Consider the following 1,537-nt stretch of genomic DNA (forward strand, 5'->3'; position numbering starts at 1 on the left):
ATACGGAAGATCCCCGTTTCGGGATTGTTGGTAAACAACGCAGTAAGCGTCTCCAAGAAAGATTCCTTAACAAAAAAAGAAGCCAAGATTGATTTTATTCAACCTTAGCTTCTTTTTTCCATTTATCAGGAAGCATATCTCTGTATACTTCAAGTTTGGTATTTGGTGGTAAAAGTGCTGCTTTATTTAATATATCCGTCATGTATTCCAGAAAGTTTATTTTGTTATTTCTGCATGAGACGGCTAAAGTATAAAACAATGCACCTCTTTCAGCCCCTTTATTACTTCCAAAGAATAAAGAGTTACGTCTTGATAAGGATATGTATCTATTGCATTGTTCGATTAGATTGTTATCTAAATTATACGCTCCCTCGGAGAATATATCTACAAGAGCATTCCACTCATTCAGCATATACTCTACAGCTTTACCCAGATCACTGCTTTTGATATAATCCGAAGAGTTCTTAATACTCAATAACTCTTTCTTTATTTCAGTCATTATAGGTGGATAATATTGCTGCCTATATGCGTAGTTGTCTTCAACAGTCCAATTATTTATCCCTATTTTATGTTTGTGCTCTGCCTGATACAGTTTATTGATCAGGTTAACAATATGCTGAGCTTTTGGATCTTCATTCGCATCAATAAACTTACGCTTCACATGCTGGAAACAGGCGATTCGTTTTATATCAGGAAACTGCCCTGTCTCTAATGCTTTGTAAGGACTATATCCATCACTCTGTATTGTTCCTTTGTAACCATCCAATCTCTTATGCAGCACATCGGCTGATCGTGATCCATTCTCGAAGAAGAAGTGAATAAGCCGGCTTGTTTGGGAGTGTAATCCCCATATATAACCCTTTCGACTTCCCTTATCCAATAAGACGGTATGATAAGACTCATCCCCGCTGATATATGGTGATTCTAATACAGCCATCAGTGATGCTTTGTAGAGATTTTCAAGTATATCGGCTGCCTTTTTGAGTAATCCGTGGGCTGTTGGCTTTTTCAGCTCAAAACCACTTTCATTAAAGAACTTGACTATTCTCTCAACACTCATAGAGTAAATATAACGTAGCTGAGCTATTCCGGCGATGAATGATCCGTCATAGTTAGAATTAAAGATGGGCGCAGCGGGAGCTTCACCTCTAACCAGACTTCCATTGACACGGCAACAATACACTTTGTATACATGCTTGATAAACCGACAGGGTTTATACTCATAACGAATAATCTCTTTGCAATTCAGCTCACTAAATTTAGCAGGGTCAAGTCCGGGTATTGGAGGGTAGCAATCTGTATATAAAACCTCCAGATTATAATGCATCTTTCTTTTTGCTCCGTTATTACCTCTTTCTTTTGGTGTTGGGGCTATTTGAACTTCAGTTGCCTCAGGAGCAAGATCAGTTTGCTTTTCGGATTTGTTACATAAAATCTTTGAGAGACCTTTTATTTGAACGCCTTTCTTTCCCAAATCTTTGTTCTTGGCAAGTAAGGCCTCTTGAAGAGAATTGACAGTAGCAGTTAGATTGGCTAT

General features: G+C 38.0%; 1 protein-coding gene. It reads right to left on the minus strand.

All coding sequences use genetic code 11. From position 1 onward, the window contains the following. Window positions 1-94 precede the first annotated feature (94 nt). Window positions 95-1,537, minus strand: a 1,443-nt coding sequence (gene tnpC / locus ACRDDY_RS12895; protein WP_438565350.1) for an IS66 family transposase, incomplete at its 5' end; no start/stop codon positions are given.

It is taken from the genome of Clostridium sp. (assembly GCF_051656525.1).
Classification (GTDB): Bacteria; Bacillota; Clostridia; order Clostridiales; family Clostridiaceae; genus Clostridium.